Source organism: Burkholderia sp. ABCPW 111 (genome assembly GCF_000773065.1).
Taxonomy (GTDB): domain Bacteria; phylum Pseudomonadota; class Gammaproteobacteria; order Burkholderiales; family Burkholderiaceae; genus Burkholderia; species Burkholderia savannae.
This window is the reverse complement of sequence record NZ_JPWT01000047.1, coordinates 96,409-117,111: the sequence shown is the minus strand read 5'-3', so window position 1 is coordinate 117,111 and position 20,703 is coordinate 96,409. Positions and strand designations below refer to the sequence as shown.

The window sequence follows — 20,703 nt, the reverse complement described above, 5'->3', positions numbered from 1 at the left end:
CGTAGACGCCGTCGGTCGGGAACGCGCCCGACACGGGCGCGGCCGGACGCTCGTAGCGCGGCGCGAGCGTGCAGCCCGTCGCGAGCAGGGCGACTGCGACGGCGATCGAGCAGGCCGCCGAGCGCGTGATCGAGGCGGCCGCGCCTGGCGCGCGGCGGTGGCGGCGCGCGTTCGGCGCCGTATCGTTGGGAAAGCGATGCATCGTGTCGTTCATGGTCATCGGATTGCCGCGAGGAGTTGCGCGCGCTCGCTGCGCATCGCCGCGCCGTGGTCCTTCGCGACGAACGTGTAGACGGTGGGGAGCACGAACAGCGTGAAGAGCGTGCCGACCAGCATGCCCGTTGACACCGTGATGCCGATCGCGAAGCGGCTCGCCGCGCCGGCGCCAGCCGCGAACACGAGCGGCACGAGGCCCGCGACCATCGCCGCGGTCGTCATCAGGATCGGCCGCAGCCGCACGGCCGCCGCCCGCTCGATCGCGGCGCGCCGGTCGAGCCCTTCGTGGCGCTGCAGATCGTTCGCGAAGCTGACCATCAGAATCCCGTGCTTCGAAATCAGGCCGATCAGCGTGACGAGCCCGATCTGCGTGTAGATGTTGAGCGTCGCGAAGCCGAGGTAGAGCGGAGCGAGCGCGCCGCAAATCGACAGCGGCACCGACACCAGGATCACGAGCGGATCGCGCAGGCTCTCGAACTGCGCGGCGAGCACGAGGAAGATCACGATCAGCGCGAAGCCGAACGTGACGGCGAGCCGGTTGCCTTCCTGCACGTACTGTCGCGATTCGCCGAGCCAGTCGATCGAGAAGCCGGACGGCAGCTTCTGCGCCTCGAGGAACGCGACCGCTTCGCCCATCGTCACGCCCGCCGCTGGCACGGCGGAAAACGTCGCCGAATTCATCTGGTTGAACTGGCTGAGCGCGTTCGCCTGGCTGCCGTTCGTCACGTGGATCACCGTCGACAGCGGGATCATCTGGCCGGAGCCCGTCTTCACGTAATAGCGGCTCAGCATCTCCGACGACAGCCGCTCGCCGCGCGACACCTGCGGAATCACGTCGTACGAGCGGCCCTTGAAGTTGAAGCGATTCACGTAGTTCTCGCCGACGAGCACGGCGAGCGTGTCGGCGATGTCCTTCATCGTCACGCCGAGCGTGTTCGCCTGATTGCGGTCGATCGTCACGCCCACCGCGCGGCTGTCGAACGTCAGATCGCTGTCGACGACCGCGAAAAGGCCGCTCTTTTGCGCCGCCGCCTTGATCCGCTCCATTTGCGCGTAGAGATCCGCGAAGCTCGACGGCGCGCGCAGCACCATCTGGATCGGCAGCCCGCCGCTCGACGCGGGCAGCGCCGGGAGCTGGAACGCGAACACGCGGTCGCCGCGGATCTGGTCGCCGCGCGCCTGGATCAGCGCCTGCAGTGTCGACGCGCTGCGCGTGCGCTTCTCCCAGTCGACGAGGTTCACGCCGGCGAAGCCGAGGTTGCTGCCGCCGTAGCTGTTGAGGATGAAGCTCGTGTCGGCTTCGGGCAGCGTGCGGAACACGCGCTCGATGTCGGGCGCGTAGCGCTCCATGTAATCGAGGTTCGCATACTGCGGCGCCTTCACCGCGACCATGATCGAGCCTTGGTCCTCCTGCGGCGCGAGCTCGCGCTTCACGCCGGAGAAGAGCAGCACGATGCCCGCCAGCACGCCGACGCCGATCAGGAGAATCGCCGGCCGCGCGGCGAGGCTCGCGTGCAGGCCGCGCTGATAGACGCGAGTGACGCGCTCGAGCGTGTGCTCGATCGCCTTCGCGACCCGGCCTTCGGACATCTTGCTCGTCAGGAGCAGCGAACCGAGCATCGGCGACAGCGTGAGCGCGACGATCCCCGACACGAGCACCGCGCCCGCGAGCGTGAACGCGAACTCCTTGAAGAGCGAGCCCGTGAGGCCGCCCATCAGCCCGATCGGCGCATAGACGGAGATCAGCGTCGCCATCATCACGAGCACGGGCGACGCGATCTCGCGCGCGCCGATCAGCGCCGCGCGCACGGGCGGCTCGCCTTCCTCGATGTGCCGGTGAATGTTCTCGACGACGACGATCGCGTCGTCGACGACGAGCCCGATCGCGAGCACCATCGCGAGCAGCGTCAGCAGGTTCAGCGAGAAGCCCGCCGCGAGCATCAGCGCGGCCGAGCCGACGAGCGACAGCGGAATCGTCAGCACCGGAATGATCACCGCGCGAAACGAGCCGAGGAACAGGAAGATCACGACGACGACGATCGCGATCGCCTCGGCGAGCGTCGAGCGGACCTCGGCGATCGACGCGTTGACGAAGCGCGCGCCGTCGAACATGTTCGCGATCTGGATGCTCGCCGGCTTGTTGCGCTCCATCGCCGGCAGCACCGCGCCGACGCCGCGCACGATTTCGAGCGGATTGCCGGCGGGCGTCGCGTTGACCGCGATGTACACCGCGCGCCGGCCGTTCATCAGCGCGCTCGAGTTGTAGTTCTCGCCGCCGATCTCGACCGTCGCGACGTCCTTCAGCCGCACGAGCCCGCCGCCGTTCGGATCGTTCTTCACGACCATCCCGTTGAACGCGCCGACGTCGGTCAGATCGGTGTTCGCCGAGATGTCGGCGATCGTGAGCGATCCCTTGACTTGACCGGGCGCCGCCTGCACGTTGTTCGCGCGAATCGCTGCGGCGACGTCGCCGGCGGACAGCCCGTGCGCGGCGAGCCGCGTCGCGTCGAGCCAGACCCGCATCGCGAGGTTCTGGCCGCCGAGGATCTCGGCCGACGCGACGCCCGGCACGGTCGTCACGAGCGGTTGCGCGACGCGCACCACGTAATCGGTGATCTGCGGGATCGACAGCGTGTCGCTCGCGAAGCCGAGGTACATCACGGCGGTCGGCGCGTCGGTCAGCTTCGTGATCACCGAGTCGTACGCATCCGCGGGCAGCTTGTACTTGACCTGCTGGACCTTCGCCATCACCTCGGTCATCGCACGGTCCGCGTTCGCGTTCAGGCGCAGCCGCGCCTTCACGACGCTCTTGCCCTGCGTCGTCGTCGACGTGATGTATTCGATCCCGTCGGCCGTCGCGATCGACTGCGCGATCGGCGTCGTCACGAAGCCCTGCATCAGATCCTGCGACGCGCCGGGGTAGTCGGTCTCGACGCTGATCGTCGCGCTCTCGAGCGCGGGATACTGGCGCACCGGCAGCGACATCAGCGCGCGCAGGCCGACGAGCAGGATCAGCAGGCTCATCACGAGCGACAGCACCGGGCGGCGGACGAATACGTCCGTGAAGCGCGCGCGGGTTGCGCCCGAATCGTGAGGCGTGCCGGCGTTCATTGCTCGGCTCCCGACGATGCGCCGTCCTCGAGCGCGACCTTCACCTTGTCGCCCGCCGCGAGCCTCACCTGGCCCGACGTGACGACCACGTCGCCCGGACGCAGGCCCTCGGCGATCGCGATGCGGCCTTCGGCACGCCGGCCGGTGCGCACGGGCTGCAGCCGCACGACGCCGAGGCCGTCGCGGCCCGGCTTGCCGACGACGAGCACCGATTCGCCGCGCTGCGACGTCTGCACCGCGGTGTCGGGCACCGTCAGCGCGCGCTCGCGCGGCGGCAGCTCGAGCCGCGCCTGGATGTACATCCCCGGGCGCAGCAGGTGACCGGGGTTCGCGAGCGTCGCCTGCACGGCGACGTTGCGCGTGTCGGCGCCGACCTGCGGCTCGATCGCGCTCACGCGGCCGACGAGCGTGCGATCCGGATACGCGTCCGTCGTGATCGACACGTTCTGGCCGAGGCGCAGCTGGCTCAAGCTCTTCTGCGGCACCGTGAAGTTCGCGTACAGCGTGTCGAGATCGGTCAGCGTCGCGATCGCGTCGCCCGCGTTCAGGTATTGGCCGAGGTTCGCGCGGCGCAGGCCGAGCACGCCGTCGAACGGCGCGCGCACCGCCTTTTGCGTGATCACCGCCTGCGTCTCGCGGATGTCGGCCGCGGACGCGTCGAAATCGAAGCGGTGCTGGTCATAGATATTGCGCGGCTCGGCGCCCGTTAGCGCGAGCGCCTGCGAGCGATCGAGCTGGCGCTTCGCGAACGCGGCCTTTGCCTGGATCGACGCGAGCTTCGCGCGCTCGGGCTCGTCGAAGAGCTGGACGATCAGTTGGCCCTTGCGCACCGTCGTGCCGGCCTCGAAATGCAGCGCGACGACGCGACCGGCCACTTCGGGCGCGAGCGTCACCTGGCGGACCGCGTCGAGCGAGCCAACCGCGTCGATCGACACGCGCTCGGGCGCGGCGCGCACGGCGACGGCGGAAACCGTCAGCGCGGGCGGGGGAGCGGGGGGATGATCGGCGGCCTGCACGCGGCTTTCCCGCCACAGAAACAGCCCGCCGAAAATGAACGCCAATAGCGCCAATGCAAGCAATAGCCGACGGCCCATGGAAATCTCTCAGTCATTTTGTAAGAATCGGGGACATGATTTGTCTGACAACGGAATAAGTCAAGAATATCCTTGGTTTATTTGGGTGATTGGCGTGGCCGGCTTGCGTTATCGTTGCATTGCGCAAGCCCAACATTTGATAATGCAGCGATGGACGATACTTTTTCGAAGCAGGAAATCCCGGTTTCCGAGCGCGTGCTGAACGTGCTGAAGCGCCGCGGCCCGTTGCAGGCGGCCGAGCTCGGCGCGTATCTCGGCACGACGGCCGAGGCCGCGCGGCAGCAGTTGAAGAAGCTCGAGGCGGACGGGCTCGTCGAGGCGGAGAACGTCGCGCAGGGCGTCGGGCGGCCGGCGCGGATCTGGCGGCTCACGCCGCTCGGCCACGGCCATTTCCCGGACGCGCACGCGGACATGACGGTCGACCTGATCCGGATCATCCGCACGACGCTCGGCCAGCCGACGCTCGATCTGCTGATCTCCGCGCGCGAGACGGAGATGCGCCGCACGTACACGCAAACGCTCGAGGGCGTGACGGACCCGCAGACGCGCATCGCGCGTCTCGCGGAACTGCGCGACCGCGAAGGCTACTTCGCCGAATGGTCGCGCGCGCCCGACGGGGACGGCTGGCTCTTCATCGAGAATCACTGCCCGATCTGCGCGGCCGCCACCGCGTGCCAGGGCTTCTGTCGCTCCGAGCTCGAGATCTTCCGCGAGATGCTCGGCGATGCGCTGACGATCGAGCGCATCGAGCATATTCCGGTCGGCGCGCGCCGCTGCGCGTACCGCATACGGCCATGCGCCGCCGGGGAGCCGGATGCGGAAGGGCGCGCGCCGTCGCGCGACGAATGACCGGGCGCGTCGCGATTCGCCGGGGGCTTGGGCGACGCCGGCGCGTGATGCCGGCGTGCGCGCCCGAAGCAAGCGCGCCGCGACGAACGGCATCCGCGACGCCCCGGGCGCGACGCGGTGCCGAACGCCGGGCGATGTCGGCGTTGCCAAGCGACGAGCGTGAAGTGCATGGGCGGCGTGCGCGGCGCGCCGCGCGAATAGTGGAGCCGCGATTCGCCCGGCCGCGATACAGCGGGTGAAGAAGCCCGTGATGAATCAAGTCAAGAAGCCCGCGAAGCGATGGGCGGGCCGGACGATTTGGCGCGGGCGCGCTCGCGTTTGCGTCGAGCCCGAGCCCGAGCCCGAGCACGCGCCCGCGCACATCGCCAAGGGCATCGCAAGAAAGACTCGCTAAACGGCGTGCGGAAGCGTTCGCAGGAACGCCCGCCAAGGCGCTTGTCGACCCGCTTGCAGAAGTACCCGGTCGACGACGGCGCAGGCCGCCCCGCGCCGTCCTTCGCGCTCGGGCGGCCTGACGCCTAACGCGTCGCGGCCCGCAGGAAATGCCCGGCGCGCCGCGTTTCGCCGAAGCCGTCGGCGAACGCGCCGTCGCGATACACGACCTGCCCGTTGACGAGCGTCGCCGCGACCGCCGCGCCGCTGCGGTTCACGAGCCGGCGCAGCCCGCCGAACACGCTCATGTCCGCCTCGTGACAGGCGTCGACCGACGCGTCGAGATGCGCGGGATCGACGATCGCGACGTCCGCCCGATCGCCGACGCGCAGCGTGCCGGCGTCGATCCCGAAGTACCCGGCGAGCTCGCCCGTCAGGCGATGCACCGCCCGCTGCACCGACATGAACGGCCGCCCGGCGCGCTCGGCCTCGCGCACGCGGCGCAGGAAGCGCACCGGCGCGTTGTAGAACGCCATGTTGCGCAGGTGCGCGCCCGAATCGGCGAAGCCGATCTGCAACGCGGGATGCGCGGCGATCCGGTCGAGCACGTCCGCGCGGTGATTCGCGATCGTCATGCACCAGCGCACCTTTTGCCCGTGCGCGACGACGAGGTCGAGGAACGCGTCTGCCGGATGGATGCCGCGCTCGTCGGCGACCTGGCCGAACGACTTGCCGACGACCGACGCGTCCGGGCACCCGACGATCCGCGTGTCGTGCAGATCGCGCGTCCAGAGCCTCAGGTCGAGCCCCTTGCCGACCTGCTTGCGGAACTCGCGCCGGTAGCCTTCGTTCTGCAGCAGCCTGTTGCGCTCGAGCGCGTCGTTCAGGTGCAGCGCCGCGCGGCCCGCGCCGAATTCCTCGAAGATCACGAAATCGATCCCGTCCGCGTAGACCTGGAACGGCACCGGCAGATGCTGCCAGACGAGCTCGCCGCGAAAGAGCGCATTCGCGAGCCGCACGCCGTTGAGCAGCACGTCGACGGTGCCGCGCGGCGCGGCCTTGCTGTCCGCCGCGACGAGGAGCGACGTGCGCAGCGGCTTGCGCACGAAGTAGCCGCAGCTCGCGGCCATGAAGAGCAGGCCGTTCAGCGGATTCGTCGTGTTCGGCGCGCTTTGCAGCACGCGGCCGCGGCGGCGCAGCACGCGGTTCAGCCGCCGGTATTCACGCCACGTCGCGAACGTCGACGGCAGCGACTTCGACCGGTAGCGCTCGCCGTCGAGCTTGTCCCACGGCGTCGTCATCGACGACAGCCCGACGAAGCCCGCGTCGAGCGCGTCGTCGAGCAGCCGCTCCATCCTTTGCAGTTCGGCCTCGTGCGGCCGCACGCGGTCGTCCACTGCGCGCCCGAGGCCGAGCACGTGCGTGCGCAAATCCGAATGGCCGAGGAACGCGGCGACGTTCGGGCCGAGCGGCAGCGATTCGAGATGGCGGACGTACGCGGCCGCGGTGTCCCAGGTCTTCGCGCGCGACAGCACGGCGAGCATCTGCTCGCGCGGCAGCGCCTCGACGCGGCTGAAGAGATCGGTGCAGTCGAGCGCGTCCGCGTGAACCGTCGACAGCGAGCACGAGCCGAGGAAAACGCTCGTCACGCCGTGCCGCACCGATTCGGGCAGCCCCGGCGACACGAGGATCTCGGCGTCGTAATGCGTATGGATGTCGACGAAGCCGGGCAGCACCCATTTGCCGGCCGCGTCGATCACGTCCGCGCCATCGGCCGCGAGCGGTGCGTCGGACACCGTCGCGACCCGGCCGTCGCGGATGCCGAGGTCGCGCGCGCGGGGCTCGGCGCCCGTGCCGTCGAACCATAGGCCGTTGCGGATGATCGTGTCGTAGCGCGTCATCTTGAGGTGTCTCCGTATCGTGTTCTGGACGCACGGGCGGCCCGCACGCGATGCTTGAGCCGCGATGCGAGTTGCGCGTCGCGCGTTGGCTTGCGCCGGGCATCGGCGTTCGTCGCCAAAACGTTACATTGATTGATGTCAAGATGAATTGCAATCGAGTATTGCCTCAACTGCGAGCGGCGGCCCGCAAGCGTCGCTCGCGCCGATGACGGGCGTTGCCGAAAGGATCAGACACGCCTTTCGAGGCGCGATCGCGTATTGCGGCGCGTCACCGTGTCGTCGTTCGGCGTCTTCCGTCGACATCCGCGCGATCGTCCAGCGGGCGCCGCCGGCAAGCGGCGCGAATTGCCGTGGCCATGCTGCGCCACGGCAATCGCGGCACACGCGCGGCCGTTCACGAACGGCGGCGACGCGCGATATGCCGCCCCCCACGACATATGGCGCCCCGCGATCCGCCCGAGCGCGCCGTTCGCCTGCCTGGGGCCGATCGTATCGGCCTTCGTCCATTGGCTACGGATCTGTACCAATCGGTGCGCGCGAGGCGGCAAGATTTCGTCAAGCGTTGATCGGCGTCAACCGCACGTGCGGGCGATCGCCGATGCTCGCTCATGTACGTCGCGCCCCGGCCGCGCGCCGCCATTCCCACGATGCAAGCGCATGCCGCCGACGAGCGCCCGGCGCCGCACGCGAAACGTACGACATATCGACAAGGAAAGACGATGATCTACGGATCGAACGAACTCTATGCGGCGATGAGGCTGCGCCGTGATCGGGACGCGCCGCGCGCGCACGCGGCGCACGGCTACGGCGCGCCGGCTCGCCTGAAGAGTGGCATGGGCTGCACCGAATGCGGCGCGCTGTACGACGGTGGCCGCTGGACTTGGCATGCGGCGGCGGGCGCGCTGCTGCAGATCGTGTGCCCCGCGTGCCGGCGCATCCGCGAGCGCGCGGGCGCGGGCGAACTCGTGCTTGAAGGCGGCTATTTCGCGCGCCATTGCGACGACATCGTCGCGCTGCTGCGCCATCGGGCGGGCGGCGAGCGCCACGACCGGCCGTTCGAGCGCATCGTGTCGATCGACACGCGGCCCGCAGGGATGATCGTGCGCACGACGGGCTCGCACCTCGTCCACCGGCTGAGCGAGGCGCTCGTGCGCGCGCATCGCGGCGAGCTCGAAATCGACTATCGTGAAGGAGAGGACGTGCTGCGCGCGCACTGGATGCGCGACGCCGCCTAGCGCGTGCGCGTCCGCCGACCACTTCGTACCGCCGAACACACGCCGAGGCATCCCGATGAAGAGCGAAACCGGATACTTGGGCTTCGTCGTCGTGCTCGTTTTCATGGTGCTGCTCGCGCTGCAGCTCGCGACGCTGAGCGCGCCCGCGACGCAAATCGCGTACAGCGACTTCCGCAAGCTTGCGACGGCCGCGCAGGTCGACGATCTCGAAGTCAGCCCGACGCGGATCACGGGCGTCCTGCGCAACAGCACGGCCGCGGCGGCGCTGCCCGCGTCCGACGCCGACGCGATCAAGCGCGCGGGCGCGCCGTGGCGCTTCACGACGAGGCGCGTGACCGACGAGCGCCTGATCGACACGCTCGCCGCGACGGGCACCCGCTACCGTGGCGCGGAGGACGACACCTGGATCGGCACGCTCGCGTCGTGGATCGTGCCGATCGCGGTGTTCGCGATCGTCTGGAACGTGATGTTGCGGCGCCCGCGCGGCGGGCTGCAGGACTGGTCGGGCGTCGGCAAGAGCAAGCCGCGGGTTTACGTGGAGGCGAAGACCGGCATCGATTTCGACGACATCGCCGGCATCGACGAGGCGAAGGCCGAGCTCCAGCAGATCGTCGCGTTCCTGCGCGCGCCCGCGCGCTATCAGCGGCTCGGCGGCAAGATTCCGAAGGGCGTGCTGATCGTCGGCGCGCCCGGCACCGGCAAGACGCTGCTCGCGAAGGCGGTCGCGGGCGAGGCGGGCGTGCCGTTCTTCTCGACGAGCGGCTCGTCGTTCGTCGAGATGTTCGTCGGCGTCGGCGCGGCGCGCGTGCGCGACCTGTTCGAGCAGGCGCAGCAAAAAGCGCCTTGCATCATCTTCATCGACGAGCTCGACGCGCTCGGCAAGGTGCGCGGCGCAGGCATCACGTCGGGCAACGACGAGCGCGAGCAGACGCTCAACCAGCTGCTCGTCGAGATGGACGGCTTCCAGGCGAACTCGGGCGTCATCATCATGGCGGCGACCAATCGTCCGGAGATTCTCGATCCCGCGCTGCTGCGCCCCGGCCGCTTCGATAGGCATATCGCGATCGACCGGCCGGATCTGACCGGGCGGCGGCAGATTCTGTCGGTGCACGTGAAGCACGTGAAGCTCGCGGCGGACGTCGATCTCGGCGAGCTCGCGTCGCGCACGCCGGGCTTCGTCGGCGCGGATCTCGCGAACATCGTCAACGAAGCGGCGCTGCACGCGGCCGAGCTCGACAAGCCGGCGATCGAGATGTCGGATTTCGACGAGGCGATCGACCGGACGATGACGGGCATGGAGCGCAAGAGCCGCGTGATGAGCGAGCAGGAGAAGGTCACGATCGCGCATCACGAGGCCGGGCATGCGCTCATCGCGCAGACCCGCGCGCACAGCGATCCGGTGAAGAAGGTGTCGATCATTCCGCGCGGAATCGCGGCGCTCGGCTACACGCAGCAGGTGCCGACCGAGGATCGCTACGTGCTGCGCAAGAGCGAGCTGCTCGATCGGCTCGACGTGCTGCTCGGCGGGCGCGTCGCCGAGGAGATCGTGTTCGGCGACGTGTCGACGGGCGCGGAAAACGATCTCGAGCGCGCGACCGAAATGGCCCGGCACATGGTGGCCCGATACGGGATGAGCGAGCGGATCGGCCTCGCGACGTTCGGCGACGCCGACAGCCGCGGGCTGCCGCCCGTCGTCTGGCAGCCGGGCGGCGAGCGCTGGAGCGAGAGCACCGCGACGCGGATCGACGACGAGATCCAGCGGCTCCTCGCCGAGGCGCACGATCGCGTGTCGCGGACGCTGAAGGAGCGGCGCGACGCGCTCGAGCGGATCGCACAGTATCTGCTGAAGCACGAAGTCGTCGATCACGAAATGCTCGTGCGGCTCGTGAACGACGAGCCGCTGCTGGACGACTCGGCGGCGGGCGGGGGCGCGGCGAAGCGCGGCCGCGACGATTCCGGCGCGCCGAAGCTGGCGACGCAAGCCGGCCCGGCGAACAAGGCCGATCATTCGGTGCCGCAGTGACGGCGCGGCAGGCCGTGCCGCCCGTCGCGCGACAGAGTGCGGGCCGCGCTCACTCGATCGGCCACTCCCTTTTCGGCCGCGTCCAGAACAGCATCAGCACGAGCGCGCCGAGCATCCCGCCCAGATGCGCGAAATGCGCGATGCCGCTCGCCGCGCCCGCGACGCCGAGCAGCAGCTCGATGCCCGCGTAGCCGAGCGCGAACACCCACGCGGGCATCGGAATCGGCGGAAACAGCAGCACGACGCGGCGCGACGGATACAGCAGCGCGTACCCGGCGAGCACGCCGAACACGCCCGCCGACGCGCCGATCGTCGGCGCGGCGCCCGCCGCCGTGTAGCGCGCGACGACGAGCTGCGTAAGCGCGCCGCACACGACGCTCGCGACATAAAGCGTGCCGAAGCGCGCGCGGCCGAGCGAGCGCTCGACGTCGCGGCCGAACATCACGAGCCCGAGCATGTTGAAGAGCAGGTGCGACAGCCCCGCGTGAAGCATGCTGTACGTGATGATTTGCCAGAGATGGAACGCGGGCACGGCGGCGCCCGCACCGTTCCGCGGCGGCCACAGCGCGAACAGCGAGAGCACGCGGTCGGGATCGGCGAGCTCGACGAAGAAGCCGATCAGGTTCAGGACGACGATGGCAAACGTCATGGCGGCCGCGGGCGAAAGAAGTGGGGGCGTCGGCGTTCATTATGCCGGCATCGCGCGGCCGCAGCCTGCTCGCCGCGCGCTTGGCGACATGCGCGGCATCGGTCGTGCGTCGCGGTCGGCCCTGTTGCTCCATTGCTCCATTGCCACGCCGTCCCGTCGCCCCATTTTCCCGCGTCGACCGACACGCTCGCAGACGGCGAACGAATCAACCCGCGTCGGCTTGTCGGCCACCGGATTCTTGCCGATAATAGCCCGGCCATCAGGGGGAGCCGGGCGATCGGCTGAGAGGTTCCGCGCAAGGAACGACCCCTAAACCTGATCCGGGTAATGCCGGCGTAGGAATGAGGTCCGCCATGATTTGTCCGCAATCCGCCCGCCGCCGCGCCGCGGCGGGGCTTCCTGCATCTTGCGCGTCTTGCGCGTCCCCCGCTGCGTTCGCCGCGCGCCGATGACGCCGTCCGTCATCGCGCTCGTGCTGTTCGCGGCGATCCTGCACGCGACCTGGAACGCGCTGCTCAGAAGCGGCGCGGATCGTCTGCGGAGCATCACCGTGATGAGCTTCGCGACGACCGCCGCGGCGCTCGTCTGCGCGGCGCTGCTGCCGCTGCCCGCGCGCGCGAGCTGGCCGTACCTGGCGGCGTCCGCCGCGTTGCAGGTCGGCTACAGCGTGTTTCTCGCCTACGCGTATGAAGGCGCGGCGCTCAGCCAGGTCTATCCGGTCGTGCGCGGCGCGGTGCCGCTCCTCGTCACGCTGGGCGGCTACGCGTGGGCGGGCCAGCGTCTCGGCGGCGCGCCGCTCGCGGGCATCGCGCTCGTGTCGGGCGGCATCGCGAGCCTCGCGCTCGGCCGCTCGCGGATTCGTTCGCGCTCGTTCGCCGCGGCGCTCGCGACCGCGCTCTTCATCGGCGGCTACGTGACGGTCGACGGCGTCGGCTCGCGCGTCGCGGGCCATCCGCTCGCGTACGCGGCGTGGATCTTCATCGCGTATGGCGTCGCGATGCCCGCCGTGTTCCTCCTCGTCGGCGGCCGCTTGAACGCCGGCTTCACGCGCGCCGAAACGCTGAAATCCGCGGCGGGCGGGCTGATCTCGCTGATCAGCTACGCGGCGGTCGTCGACGCGCTGTCGCGCGGCCCGGTCGGCCCGATCGCCGCGCTGCGCGAGACGAGCATCGTGTTTTCGGTGCTGATCGGCTGGGCGTGGTTGGGCGAGAAGCCGAGCGGACGGCGCTTCGTCGCGTGCGCGGCGGTGGCGGCGGGCGCGGCCTGCCTCACGTATCCCGCTTGATGCATTCAGGCTCGCGCGATGCGAGCCGGCCGGCGACATCCGAGCGAGCCTGCGCGCGCCGGCCGTCTCATGCGCGCGCAGGCGAGCGCGGGGTTCGGCGCTTCGGCGGCCGCGACGGCCATGCGAACAGCGCCGCGCGCGCATCGACGACGCGCCGCCGCGCTCAGCCCTCCGCGCGCCGCGCGGCCGCGGCCGCGGCGATAAACGCCTCGCGCGCCCGCAGCTCGCCTTCCTTGAAATATCCGCCGCGCAGCGTGCGCACGATCCCGGGTGCGCCGAAGTCGCCGCGTCCGTGAAAGATCCGCCGGTTGTCCCAGACGACCATGTCGCCCTGCGTCCATGTGTGCAGATACGATCGCCTCGTCGCGACGAGGCGCGCCTTGAGCGCGTGATACGCGCGGAAGAACGGCATCAGATCGTCGAAGCCGATGCCGTCGAAGAACATCTTCGTCGGGTTGTTGATCAGGCGCTCGACGCAACCGTCCGGCCGCAGCCGGACGATCGGCGTCCGATGCTCGTAGCGCTTGCGCGCGTTCGGATATTCGGCGCGATAGACGACGTTCGTGTGCGCGAGCCGATCGAACATGTCCGGCGACGCGTCGCGCAATTCGGACAGCACCGCCCAGCCGTCGACGAACCGCGTGCAGCCGATTTGCTCGCGCGCGCAGCGCGGATCGACGTCGAGGCCGAACAGGAACTGGTAGTCGGGCGGCGGCGAGCAGTACGGAATGTCGGTGTGCAGCGGCAAGGCCTTCGTGCTGAACGACACGCTGTCGGTCGCGTCGTCCGACTTGATTTCGAGATCGAAGAATTCGCCGAAGTACGACGGATCGAGAAAGCCCGCGAGACGCTCGCGAACCTCGTCGAAAGGCCGCGTCGCGCCGCCGTCCGCTTTCAGCACGACAAGGCCCGACTCGAACAGACGATTCAGCGCGAGCCGCAGCGCGGCGTCGCTTTCCAGCACGTCGGCGAGGCTGAAATGGCTCGACGCCGGCGCGCCGCGCTCGGGCCACGGCGTCCAGGGCGGGCCGGCTTGCGCGTCGGCCGCGGAATTTCCGTCGCGGTAGTCGTCGCGCGCGAGCCGGTCGAGCGCGTACGTGCTCACGTGCGCGTCCTGCCAGACGATCCGCAGCCCGTGCGCGCCGAGCGACACGCGCTCCGGCCGGATGCCGGGCGCAATCGCGCCCGGATCGAAATGGCGCTGCCGGCAGTGGCCGTTGAAGCACTCTGCGCACTCGCAGGCCTGGCGCAGCCACACCCAATGATAGCGGCCCGTTCCGCCGGTTTCCCAGTCGATTTGCAGATGATCGGAATGCGATGTCAGCATGTCGGCTTCTCCTGAATGACCGTCGAACGGGCGGCCTATCGGCGCTGCGCGACGAAGAGTCCTTGCAGCAGGCTCCCTTCATCGCCGAAGCGGATCTTGCGCCGCCAGCGCTCGACGATGTGCTCGGCGTCGGGTGCATCGATCGACGGATCGCGCGACGCGACGCGCGCCTCGTAGCGATGCAGATCGTCGGTCAACTGGCGCCGCGCGTCGTCGCTGACGTCGGTCGCGGTGAGGACGTCGAAGCCCGCGTCCTCGACGATCCGCGCGTACTCGTCGATCGTCCTCAGGTCGTAGCCCGACACCGACACATATGCGTCGAACGCGAGCGACGCGCGGCCGCGGCAGAAGTCGGTGATGTACAGGCGGCCTTGCGGCGCGAGGAGCGCGTGGCAGCGCGCGAACAGCGACGCCTTGTCGTGCACGTACATCAGCGCGTCGCGCGAATAGATGATGTCGAAACGCTCGCCGGCAAGCGCGTCGCCGTGAATGTCGCCGTTGACGAAGCGCACGCGCCCGCGCGGATCGAGCGCCGGCTGCCGGGCCGCCGCGAGCTCCGTCATCCGCGGCGCGGTGTCGAGCCCGACGATCGTCACGTCGTAGCGGCTCGCGAGATGGAACGCGGCGCCGCCCAGGCCGGAGCCCACGTCGAGCAGATGCATGCCGGGCTCGATCGGCATCTTGTCGGCAAGCATCGTCCTGAATCCTTCGATGCCGCCGGGGCTTTGAAACCCGTCGCCGTAGATAATTTCGGATCTCAGAATATTGCGCGCGTTTGAATAGCGCTGCGCCTCGTATTGACTGGACAGCCCGTCCGGATGCGTTTGCATAATCGATCACCTTTTTTGTGTTTCAGTTGCGTGACGATGAGAGTTCCATATCGGACGACGATACGGAGTGGTGCGGCGTTACGGATTACCGCAAATGCAGGCTGATTCGAAACCGGATGTGCCGACGGCGTGCGAAAGCGAGGCGATTACCGCGCCGCGCGGCAGTCGGGCGCGGCGCAAACGTATGGCGGGGCGCTTCGTCGATTGATGCGCGGAATCGGCAACGGTTAATAGGTATAGCAACGGCCGGTTTCATTTGTCAATCGACCAGCGCAATAAGTATGGAATGCGGCCGAATAATCAGGGGGCGGCGATTTGGTTAATAAAATCGCATTCGAGCGAATCGTCAGGGTTGTGTTAGGCTAGGCGCTTTGCGAAATTTCCGAAAACGGAAAGGCCGCTGAATCGCGAATCGAAAATATTCATTCGCAAAATCCGAGCAAATTCGAGCGGATTGTTTCATCCATTAATCACCGAGGCGGCCGATTACCGTCGTTTTGCGCATGCGGGCCGAACGAACGGCGCGCGAAGAGAGAGGGCGAAGATGCGGAGCATCGACGATGACTGATCCGAAAGGCACCGGCCGCGCGGCGGCGCTCGCGGCGCCGCGCGTCGCGGTGATCGCCGTCACGTTTCGCGGCGACGAAGTGATCCTCGTTCAGCGCGGCAAGGAGCCGCAAAAGGGCACGTGGGGCTTTCCGGGCGGCTCGGTCGAGCCGGGCGAGAGCCTGCGCGACGCGGCCGCGCGCGAGCTGTTCGAGGAAACCGGCGTGCGCGCCGAGATCGGCGAGCCGTTCGACGTCGTCGAGGTGATCGGCTTCGATCCGGCCGGCCGGCATCATCACTACGTGCTGATCGCGATGCTGTGCCGCCATGCCGAAGGCGCGCTGCGCCCGGGCGACGACGCGGCGGATTGCCGCTGGGTCCGCGTGCCGGACGGCGTGCCTCAATTCCCGGGCGTCCTCGCGGACCACGTCGCGCGCGTGGCGCTGCGAGCGCACGCCCTCCATCATTCCAACCGAAAGGAAGACAGCCGATGAAGCGTATGTTCTTGGGCGGACCGTTCAAATCCCTGGTCGACAAGCACACCGGCGTGATGCCGGAAGAGAGCATCAACCTGTTTCGCCACGTGATCGATCATTTCGAGGCGCGCGGCTGGGATGTGCACTGCGCGCACCGGCGCGAGCACTGGGGGCGCGAGTTCATGACGCCCGCCGTGTGCACGAGGACGGACTACGAGCAGATCAGCCTGTGCGACTACTTCGTCGCGTTTCCGGGCGCGCCGGCGTCGCCCGGCACGCACATCGAGCTCGGCTGGGCGTCGGCGCTCGGCAAGCCGATCGTGCTGCTGCTCGAAGCCGACAAGGAATACGCGTACCTCGTGCGCGGGCTCGACGAGATCACGCACATCGAGCGCGTCGAATACAGCGGCGGCCGGATCGATCCGGCCGCGATCGAAGCCGCGATCGACCGCATCGGCGCGAGGGTCTGACATGCGGCGCTATCCGGGTCTCAGCGAGCTCTATCTCGCCACGTTGAGGGACGTCTGCGGCGCGTACGAATACCGGAGCGCGCCGCGCGGGCACGCGGAGCGCGAAATCATCGGCTACGGCGCGCGCATCGACGATCCGCGCGCGCGCTTCTGCCGGCACGCCGCGCGCAGGCAGAACGTCGTTTTCAACTATGCCGAGGCGCTGTGGTATCTGTCCGGCCGCAACGATCTCGCATTCATCGAGCACTACGCGCCGTCGATGGCGCGCTACAGCCCCGACGGCAAGTATCTGCCCGGCACCGGCTACGGCGCGCGGCTGCTGCATTACGGCGAGCGTTCGCTCGACCAGATCGAGCGCGCGCTCGACATCCTGTCGCGCGACGACGCCGAGAGCAAGCGCGTCGTGCTGCAGATCTTCAGCGCCGACGAGGATCTGTACCGGCGCAACGTCGACGTGTCGTGCACGCTCGGCCTGCAATTGCTGCTGCGCGACGCACGGCTGCACGCGGTCGTCTTCATGCGCGCGAACGACGCGTACATCGGGCTCCTGAACGACGTGTTCTCGTTCACGTTCCTGCAGGAATACATCGCGTCGCGGCTCGGGTGCGAGCTCGGCACGTACTCGCATCACGTCGGCTCGATCCACGTGTACGACGACAACCTGCCGCGCGTGCAGGCGCTGCTCGACGAATGCGACGCGACGATCGTCACGAACGAAGCGCCGCCGCGCATGCCGGCGGGCACCGGCCCGGCGACGATCCGGCGCGTGCTCGACTACGAAGGCCGGATTCGCGCCGGAATGCCGCTCGCCGCGCTGCAGGACGTCGATCTCGATCCGTACTGGCGCGACGTGCTCGGCCTGTTCTGGATCTATCGCGAAATCAAGGCCGGCAATCCGCCGCCCGACGACGCGCTCGCGCTCGTCGGCCCGTTCCATCGCGCCTATCTCCTGAACCGCTGGGACATGGCGTCCGCCTCGCTTCAATAACGCACGAGGACCCCGATGAAGACCGACTGGACCGAACACGAGGTTTCGCAGCGCTTTCACGCATACGACGACCGGATCGAGGAGCGCTTCGGCTACCGCCCGCTCATCGCCGAGCTCACGGGCACGCACGGCACGGCGATCCGCGTGCTCGACTACGGCTGCGGCGGCGGCAAGGTATCGCGGCGGCTCAAGGCGGCGGGCGTCGAGCACGTGACGGGCGTCGACATCGCGCCGACGATGATCGACAGCGCAAACGCGGCCGGCACCGGCGCGGGCCTGCAGTACGCGCACATCGACGGGCCGTCGCTGCCGTTCGCCGGCGCGAGCTTCGATGCGGCGATCAGCTGCTTCCTGTTCATCAACATCGCGGAGCGCGCGGAGCTCGCGCGCGTCGCGGCCGAGGTGCTGCGCGTGCTGAAGCCGGGCGGCACGTACTACGTCCTCGACACGAACCCGCGCACGACGGGCGTGCAGTATCCGACGTTCCGCAACGGCGAGCCGGGCATCGTCTATCGCGACGGCGACGCACGCCCCGTCTATCTGCGCGTGCCGGGCGAGGGCGTGTTCGACGTCGTCGACACGCACTGGGACATGCCGACGTACCGCGAAGCCCTCCAATCGGCGGGCTTCGCACTTGCCGCGACGATGGAACTCGGCTTCCGGGCGGACGAGGCGGGCGGCGCGCCCGGCGCGCATGCGCACGCGGACGGCAGCAAGCCGTTCGTGCTGTTCAAGGCGACGAAGCCGCCGCGCTGAAGCGGCCGCCGCGCGGGGCCGTGCGCGGCGCGGCGTTCGATTCGCGGCCCGCACGGCCCGGCGCGCAGGCTTGCGGCCGAACGCCGTCGCCGCGCCCGCTCGCCGGCCGCGGCCGCGCGGAACGACACAAGCACGCGAGCATCGCCCGCGCGGCCGGACGAAAGGGCGGCGCGGCCCGCCGAAGCGCGCCGCGCCGCGCGACTATCGATGACAAAACGACACAATCACGAGGGAACATGATCGCGAACGTACTGACGATCGCCGGCACCGACCCGACGGGCGGAGCGGGCATTCAAGCCGATCTCAAGGCATTCTCGGCGATGCGCGCGTACGGGATGGCGGCGATCACCGCGGTCGTCGCGCAGAACACGGTCGGCGTGCGCAGCTTTCGCGCGCTCGATCCGGCGTTCGTCGCCGATCAAATCGACGCGGTGTTCGACGACGTCGCCGTGCACGCGGTCAAGATCGGCATGATCGCGACGGCGGCGATCGCGGAGGCGGTCGCGGCGGCGCTCGTCAGGCATCGCGCGGCGCCCGTCGTGCTCGATCCGGTGATGGTCGCGAAAAGCGGCGACCGGCTGCTCGATCCGGACGCGGTCGACGCGATCCGCGACAAGCTCGTGCCGATCTCGACGCTGATCACGCCGAATCTGCCGGAGGCGGGCGTGCTGCTCGACCGAGGCGAGCCGCGCACGCTCGCTGAAATGCACGCGGCGGCGGCCGAACTGCACGCGCTCGGCCCGCGCTGGGTGCTGCTCAAGGGCGGCCATTTGCCGGGCGAGCGCAGCGTCGACGTGCTGCGCGGCCCGGCGGCCGCGACGGTCGAGCTGTCCGCGCCGCGCGTCGCGACCAAGAATGACCACGGCACCGGCTGCACGCTGTCGGCCGCGATCGCCGCGCTGCTGCCGGCCCACTCGGTCGAAGACAGCGTGTGCCGCGCGAAGGCGTACCTGAGCGACGCGCTCGCCGCGTCGGGCAGGCTCGACGTCGGCCACGGGCACGGCCCCGTCCATCATTTTCACGCGCTATGGAATTGACGCTCGCGCCGCTTGCCCGCGGCAGCGCGCGTCGGTTCGCACGATTCATTCGACAAGGATTCATCATGCGTCGCCTTTTGTATTGTTTCACGATCGTTCTGGGCTTTCTGTTCGCGGCGCCTTCGCACGCAGGCAACGCGGCCGCCGTCGCGCAGTTGACGGTCGCGCTGTATCCGTGGGTGCCGCGAGTCGATCAGTTCAAGTCCGCGATCGAGACCGAATGGAAGAAGGTGCAGCCGGCCGTCGCGCTGCAGTTCGTGTCCGCCGACGACTGGGACGGCGGCTACAGGAAAAATCCGCCGGCGAACGTTGACGTCTACGTGTACGACGCGATCTTCTTCGATTACTTCCGCAGCCAGAACTGGCTCGAGCCGCTCGCGGCGAACGAGATCCGGAACATCGACGATTTTCTGCCGTACGCGATCGACGGCGTGAAGGCGGGCGACCGCTACTACAGCATCCCGCAGCTCGGCTGCGCGAACGTGCTGTTCTATCGGAAGGACGACGCGGCGCTCGCGGCCGCGACGACGCTCACGCAAGTTCGCAGCGCGCTCAAGCAATGCACGTTCACGAGCGAGATTCCGCCGGACAAGCGCGGGCTGATGATCGACATGTCCGGGCGCACGACGAACGCCGCGCTCTATCTCGACGCGGCGCACAGCCGCACGGGCGCGTATCCGCTGCCGCTGCCGTGGAGCGCGAACGACCTGAACGGCGATGCGCTCGCAAGCCTGCGCTCGCTGATGGCGATGTCGAGCTGGCCGAACGCGACCGCCGAGCTCCCCGGCCAGTACGACCGTTCGGTGTGGTTCAGCGACGGCGACGGACGCGCGGTGATCGGCTATTCGGAATCGATGTCGGCGATGAGCGAGGCCGCGCGGCAGAATCTCGACTTCAAGTTCCTGCCGTTGTCGGACGAGCCGCAGCCGCCGCTCTTCTATGCGGACGTGATCGGCGTGAACACGACGACGCATGCGCGCGGCACGCGCGCGCTCGCGGTGCAGCTCGCGAACGTGATCGCCGCGTCGTCGACGATGGTGCAAAGCGTCGGCCCGGACGGCAGCGGAGTGCCGCAATATCTGTTCTCCGCGCGCCGCAGCGTATTGCAGACGCTTGCGCAGCGCTATCCGCTCTATCGGAAGATGGTCACGCTGCTCGACGCGCGCCAGCCGGTGATGTTCAAGATCGATGCGCAGTCGCGCAACTGGCTCGCGTCGATGAGCGCGCCGATCGCGCAGAGCGCGCGCGCCGACTATCCGTGCGGCTGCGACATCGACACCGCGTTGCCGATCGCCGACTATCGCGGCGCGCAGGCCGTGTGCCCGACCGTCTGCGCGGCGCAGGGCGGCTGGAACGGCCAGTGGACCAATCAATCGCCGGCGGCGCCCACCGGCACGTCCGCATGCGGATGCAACGCATGCCCGACTTCGACGTCCGCAAAAATGCCGCGTTCATTGGCAACCCGCATCGACCGCGCGGATCGGGCGAAGCGGTGAAGAGCGCGTCCGGCCGTGCCGACTGGGCCGGCCGGACGCCCG

General features: G+C 69.0%; 16 protein-coding genes, 1 pseudogene and 1 riboswitch. Of the genes and pseudogenes, 10 read left to right on the top strand and 7 right to left on the bottom strand.

Annotated features, from left to right (window positions below):
- The 3 genes and pseudogenes from X946_RS06315 to X946_RS06305 form a co-directional block, all read right to left on the bottom strand.
- Positions 1 to 220 (bottom strand): annotated as a pseudogene (locus X946_RS06315) (multidrug transporter); the annotation flags it as partial.
- Positions 217 to 3,327 carry an efflux RND transporter permease subunit gene (locus tag X946_RS06310; protein ID WP_038744921.1) on the bottom strand — a complete coding sequence of 1,037 codons (3,111 nt, stop codon included), beginning with the start codon at positions 3,325 to 3,327 and terminating at the stop codon, positions 217 to 219. The pseudogene X946_RS06315 and the gene X946_RS06310, both read right to left, overlap by 4 nt.
- On the bottom strand, positions 3,324 to 4,421 hold the full coding sequence (locus X946_RS06305) for an efflux RND transporter periplasmic adaptor subunit (RefSeq protein WP_038744920.1): 1,098 nt from the start codon (positions 4,419 to 4,421) through the stop codon (positions 3,324 to 3,326). Before X946_RS06305 ends, X946_RS06310 begins: the two co-directional genes overlap by 4 nt.
- Positions 4,422 to 4,571: 150 nt before the next feature.
- On the opposite strand from X946_RS06305, the gene X946_RS06300 reads away from it, so the two are divergent.
- Complete coding sequence (locus X946_RS06300; protein ID WP_038744919.1) at positions 4,572 to 5,270, top strand: helix-turn-helix transcriptional regulator; 699 nt, start codon at positions 4,572 to 4,574, stop codon at positions 5,268 to 5,270.
- Between the two features lie 518 nt (positions 5,271 to 5,788).
- Here the strand turns inward: X946_RS06300 and X946_RS06295 are convergent.
- Positions 5,789 to 7,543 carry an N-acyl-D-amino-acid deacylase family protein gene (locus tag X946_RS06295; RefSeq protein ID WP_038744918.1) on the bottom strand — a complete coding sequence of 585 codons (1,755 nt, stop codon included), beginning with the start codon at positions 7,541 to 7,543 and terminating at the stop codon, positions 5,789 to 5,791.
- A 719-nt stretch (positions 7,544 to 8,262) separates the two neighbouring features.
- Between X946_RS06295 and X946_RS06285 the strand changes: the two genes are divergently transcribed.
- Both X946_RS06285 and ftsH read left to right on the top strand, forming a co-directional pair.
- Complete coding sequence (locus X946_RS06285) at positions 8,263 to 8,778, top strand: BCAM0308 family protein (RefSeq protein ID WP_038744938.1); 516 nt, start codon at positions 8,263 to 8,265, stop codon at positions 8,776 to 8,778.
- Between the two features lie 55 nt (positions 8,779 to 8,833).
- The gene (gene ftsH, locus X946_RS06280) at positions 8,834 to 10,801 is read left to right on the top strand and encodes an ATP-dependent zinc metalloprotease FtsH (RefSeq protein WP_038744916.1); all 1,968 of its coding nucleotides are present in this window, start codon (positions 8,834 to 8,836) and stop codon (positions 10,799 to 10,801) included.
- Between the two features lie 49 nt (positions 10,802 to 10,850).
- Here the strand turns inward: ftsH and X946_RS06275 are convergent, their stop codons facing one another.
- Positions 10,851 to 11,450, bottom strand: coding sequence for a rhomboid family intramembrane serine protease (locus tag X946_RS06275; protein ID WP_038744915.1), 600 nt, complete (start codon positions 11,448 to 11,450; stop codon positions 10,851 to 10,853).
- Positions 11,451 to 11,702: 252 nt separating this feature from the next.
- A riboswitch (TPP riboswitch) is annotated at positions 11,703 to 11,809 on the top strand.
- A gap of 89 nt (positions 11,810 to 11,898) precedes the next feature.
- On the opposite strand from X946_RS06275, the gene X946_RS06270 reads away from it, so the two are divergent.
- Complete coding sequence (locus tag X946_RS06270) at positions 11,899 to 12,735, top strand: DMT family transporter (RefSeq protein ID WP_038744914.1); 837 nt, start codon at positions 11,899 to 11,901, stop codon at positions 12,733 to 12,735.
- Positions 12,736 to 12,898: 163 nt separating this feature from the next.
- Here X946_RS06270 and X946_RS06265 read toward each other — a convergent pair whose 3' ends face one another.
- Both X946_RS06265 and X946_RS06260 read right to left on the bottom strand, forming a co-directional pair.
- The gene (locus X946_RS06265) at positions 12,899 to 14,062 is read right to left on the bottom strand and encodes a TauD/TfdA family dioxygenase (RefSeq protein WP_038744913.1); all 1,164 of its coding nucleotides are present in this window, start codon (positions 14,060 to 14,062) and stop codon (positions 12,899 to 12,901) included.
- 35 nt (positions 14,063 to 14,097) lie between these two features.
- Positions 14,098 to 14,892 carry a methyltransferase domain-containing protein gene (locus X946_RS06260; protein ID WP_038744912.1) on the bottom strand — a complete coding sequence of 265 codons (795 nt, stop codon included), beginning with the start codon at positions 14,890 to 14,892 and terminating at the stop codon, positions 14,098 to 14,100.
- Between the two features lie 560 nt (positions 14,893 to 15,452).
- Between X946_RS06260 and X946_RS06255 the strand changes: the two genes are divergently transcribed.
- The 6 genes from X946_RS06255 to bcmE all read left to right on the top strand — a co-directional run bounded on the left by X946_RS06255 (position 15,453) and on the right by bcmE (position 20,661).
- Positions 15,453 to 15,932, top strand: a complete 480-nt coding sequence (locus tag X946_RS06255) for an NUDIX hydrolase (protein ID WP_038744911.1) — start codon at positions 15,453 to 15,455, stop codon at positions 15,930 to 15,932.
- Positions 15,929 to 16,384: a nucleoside 2-deoxyribosyltransferase gene (locus tag X946_RS06250; RefSeq protein WP_038744910.1), complete on the top strand. Its 456-nt coding sequence runs from the start codon at positions 15,929 to 15,931 to the stop codon at positions 16,382 to 16,384. The genes X946_RS06255 and X946_RS06250 overlap by 4 nt, the downstream gene beginning before the upstream one ends.
- A gap of 1 nt (position 16,385) precedes the next feature.
- Positions 16,386 to 17,372, top strand: a complete 987-nt coding sequence (locus X946_RS06245) for a thymidylate synthase (protein ID WP_038744909.1) — start codon at positions 16,386 to 16,388, stop codon at positions 17,370 to 17,372.
- A gap of 15 nt (positions 17,373 to 17,387) precedes the next feature.
- Entirely contained in the window at positions 17,388 to 18,128 is a 741-nt protein-coding gene (locus tag X946_RS06240; RefSeq protein WP_038744908.1) for a class I SAM-dependent methyltransferase, read from the top strand.
- A gap of 236 nt (positions 18,129 to 18,364) precedes the next feature.
- On the top strand, positions 18,365 to 19,165 hold the full coding sequence (gene thiD, locus X946_RS06235) for a bifunctional hydroxymethylpyrimidine kinase/phosphomethylpyrimidine kinase (RefSeq protein WP_038744907.1): 801 nt from the start codon (positions 18,365 to 18,367) through the stop codon (positions 19,163 to 19,165).
- A 65-nt stretch (positions 19,166 to 19,230) separates the two neighbouring features.
- Positions 19,231 to 20,661 (top strand): thiamine pyridinylase, encoded by a 1,431-nt coding sequence (gene bcmE / locus X946_RS06230; RefSeq protein ID WP_038744906.1) that lies wholly within the window; start codon positions 19,231 to 19,233, stop codon positions 20,659 to 20,661.
- Positions 20,662 to 20,703: the final 42 nt, after the last annotated feature.

Bases quoted from the DNA above. Each gene is read 5' to 3' on its own strand.
- X946_RS06255 (WP_038744911.1), top strand. From the start codon at position 15,453: ATGACTGATCCGAAAGGCACCGGCCGCGCGGCGGCGCTCGCGGCGCCG.
- X946_RS06260 (WP_038744912.1), bottom strand. From the start codon at position 14,892: ATGCAAACGCATCCGGACGGGCTGTCCAGTCAATACGAGGCGCAGCGC.
- ftsH (WP_038744916.1), top strand. From the start codon at position 8,834: ATGAAGAGCGAAACCGGATACTTGGGCTTCGTCGTCGTGCTCGTTTTC.
- X946_RS06300 (WP_038744919.1), top strand. From the start codon at position 4,572: ATGGACGATACTTTTTCGAAGCAGGAAATCCCGGTTTCCGAGCGCGTG.
- X946_RS06270 (WP_038744914.1), top strand. From the start codon at position 11,899: ATGACGCCGTCCGTCATCGCGCTCGTGCTGTTCGCGGCGATCCTGCAC.
- X946_RS06250 (WP_038744910.1), top strand. From the start codon at position 15,929: ATGAAGCGTATGTTCTTGGGCGGACCGTTCAAATCCCTGGTCGACAAG.
- thiD (WP_038744907.1), top strand. From the start codon at position 18,365: ATGATCGCGAACGTACTGACGATCGCCGGCACCGACCCGACGGGCGGA.
- X946_RS06285 (WP_038744938.1), top strand. From the start codon at position 8,263: ATGATCTACGGATCGAACGAACTCTATGCGGCGATGAGGCTGCGCCGT.
- X946_RS06240 (WP_038744908.1), top strand. From the start codon at position 17,388: ATGAAGACCGACTGGACCGAACACGAGGTTTCGCAGCGCTTTCACGCA.
- X946_RS06275 (WP_038744915.1), bottom strand. From the start codon at position 11,450: ATGACGTTTGCCATCGTCGTCCTGAACCTGATCGGCTTCTTCGTCGAG.
- X946_RS06310 (WP_038744921.1), bottom strand. From the start codon at position 3,327: ATGAACGCCGGCACGCCTCACGATTCGGGCGCAACCCGCGCGCGCTTC.
- X946_RS06295 (WP_038744918.1), bottom strand. From the start codon at position 7,543: ATGACGCGCTACGACACGATCATCCGCAACGGCCTATGGTTCGACGGC.
- X946_RS06265 (WP_038744913.1), bottom strand. From the start codon at position 14,062: ATGCTGACATCGCATTCCGATCATCTGCAAATCGACTGGGAAACCGGC.
- X946_RS06305 (WP_038744920.1), bottom strand. From the start codon at position 4,421: ATGGGCCGTCGGCTATTGCTTGCATTGGCGCTATTGGCGTTCATTTTC.
- bcmE (WP_038744906.1), top strand. From the start codon at position 19,231: ATGCGTCGCCTTTTGTATTGTTTCACGATCGTTCTGGGCTTTCTGTTC.
- X946_RS06245 (WP_038744909.1), top strand. From the start codon at position 16,386: ATGCGGCGCTATCCGGGTCTCAGCGAGCTCTATCTCGCCACGTTGAGG.